This window comes from Herbaspirillum sp. UBA812 (assembly GCF_002296545.1).
GTDB classification, from domain to species: domain Bacteria; phylum Pseudomonadota; class Gammaproteobacteria; order Burkholderiales; family Burkholderiaceae_D; genus Herbaspirillum; species Herbaspirillum huttiense.
Genome location: NZ_DBIC01000163.1, coordinates 1 through 2,352 on the forward strand (window position 1 = coordinate 1; position 2,352 = coordinate 2,352).

General features: G+C 66.8%; 2 protein-coding genes. Both read left to right on the plus strand.

Translation table 11 applies throughout. From position 1 onward, the window contains the following. On the plus strand, positions 1-263 hold a 263-nt coding region (locus tag B3873_RS10860; protein WP_286865963.1), incomplete at its 5' end, for a hypothetical protein. Between the two features lie 58 nt (positions 264-321). Further along, a partial coding sequence (locus B3873_RS10865; RefSeq protein WP_286865965.1) for a tetratricopeptide repeat protein occupies positions 322-2,352 on the plus strand: 2,031 nt, incomplete at its 3' end.

Below are 2,352 nucleotides of genomic sequence, written 5' to 3' on the forward strand. Positions count from 1 at the left end.
GCAGCATCAACGGCAACAAGGCCGAGCTGCGTTTTTCGCTCACCGCCAATGGCGTGACGACCTTCAGCGTCAGCGGCGCGCGCGCCTGTACCGCCACCGCCGATGGCGTGGCGCTGGCCAAGGGCAAGTCGGTCAGCATCACCGGCCAGGCGTGGTACCGCAATTTCACCGGCAAGACTGCAGTTCATCAATATGACATCGGCTCCGCAACCGCCCCGCTCGCGACAACACGGCACCTGGTACTCGTTCAATGCACCTTATGAACGGGCCAGGCTGTTCTCGCCCTGGACGATCGCCGGCTTCGCGCTGGCAGTCGGGACGGTGCTCGCCCTGGTCTATCCCAAGGTCTCGCTGCAGCAGCGGCTGGAAGTGGCCAATGCCAGCGGCAAATCCGACCAGCTGACGGTCGAGTACATCAAGGTCTTCCTCAAGGCCCAGCCCGGCAATGCGGCGCTGCGTGCCGAGCTGGTCAAGCAGATGATCGACCTCGGCCAGTTCGGGGAGGCGCGTGCGCAACTGGCCCTGCTGCAGATGGACAGCAGCGCGGCCGCACGCCTGTCGGCGGCCTGGCTGGAATACCGCATCCGCCAGCAGGAAGTCTTTGCCCTGCCGCTGGGTTCGCCCGAGCGCACGCCGTTGCTGGCACAGTTGCGCGAACAGCTCAATGTGCTGATGACCTATCCGCTCACTGCACAGCAATGGCTGACGCTGTCGCAGGATGCGCTGGCACTCGGTGACGGCGAGTCCGCCCGCGCCGCCTTCGCGCGCCTGCTGGCCGATCGCGGCACGGCCGACATGTCCTATACCGAAGCGGTGCGCCTGGGCCAGCAAAGCCTGGGCGTGGGCGATTACCACAGCAGCGCGGCCTTCTACCTGCTGGCCATGCAACACGCCGGATCGCTGGCGGCGCGCCGCGAGAATTTCCTCGATGCGATGCGGACCTTGCAGGCCGGCGGCTTTTACCAGGAAGCGCTGGCCGCCGCCGAAGCCAACCTCGGTCCACTGGCCAATGACAAAACCGTGCTGCTCTACCTGACGCGGCTGGCGCAGGCGGCCAATCGCCCGGATGCCGCCGAGCGTTACGTGAAGCAGTTGCTGCAATTGTCGATGGCGCGTGTGCCGTCGCCGCTGGCGGCTGCGCGGGCCGGGCAAGGGGGCGTGGTGGCCGTGTCCATGCAGGACTTCCGGCAGTCGCTGCAGCAGATGCAATCGCTGCTGCACCATCCCCGGCGCCTGCACAATGAACTGCAGCGCGCGATGCAGCAGGGCCGCATGCTGCGTGTGGCCGGGGAGAACCAGCCCTCGGCGGCCGATATGGCTTCCAGCCGCGCGCTGGCCAGGCTGCCCTTCGATGAGGAGATCTACACGCTGGCCTACAACGTCTTCCTGGCCAATCGCAACCTGGTCGATGCGCGCCTGCTGGCGCAATCGGCGGTGCGCCAGCGCCCCGATGACGCGGCCTGGCGCAAGCGCCTGGCCGAGGTCTCCGAATGGAGCGGCGTGCCGGAACAGGCCACGCCGCAATGGCTGGCCTATGCGCGCCTGTCGGGCGACGAGGCGGCGTGGGACAACGTCCTGCGTGCGGCCGCCGGGACCTTTGAACAAGACATGCTGGTCGAGGCCCTGCAGCACAAGATGCAGGTCGAGCCCGGCAATGCGCAGTGGGTCAACCTGCTGGTGGCGCAATACGAAAACATCGGCCAGCCCGAACGCGCCGCCGCGTTGCTGGAAGAGCGTCTGCGCGGCAAGCCGGCCCGCACTCCCGACGCCGCCACTGAGCGCAACGGCACGATGGAAGCGCTGGCCAAGCTGTATCTGCGCATGGGCCGCGATGATGCTGCGCTGGCGACCTTGCGCCGCCAGCGCGAGGAGTTCGGCCCTTCCGCCGCGAACGCCCTGATGACCGCCAATCCCTTGTATCTGCGTGGCCGCCTGGACGATGCGCTGGAAGTGCTGCGCGCTGCCGCCAAGGTGGCACCGGACGGCAATGCCGACTTCTGGCGCACCTATGCGGAAGTGGCGCGCTACATGGGTCTGAATGAAGAGGCGCGCATCGGCTATGACCGGCTGCTGGCCGCAGACCAGGCCGCCGAAGGCGACATGAGCAACATGATGGTGGTGATCCAGGACCGCGAACCACGCGCCGCCGCCGAGCTGGCCGAGTTCGGTTTCCACCGCACCGGCGTGCCCAATTTCGCGGTGCAGGCGCTGACCTATCGCTTGCGTCTCAACGACCTGGAGGGCGCGCGCAGCTTCCTCGCCAGCCTGACTCCGCAGCAGAATGCGGCATTGGAAAAATACGTTCCTTTCCTCAGCGTGCGTTCCTCGGTCAAGCAATTGCAGCGCGATCTC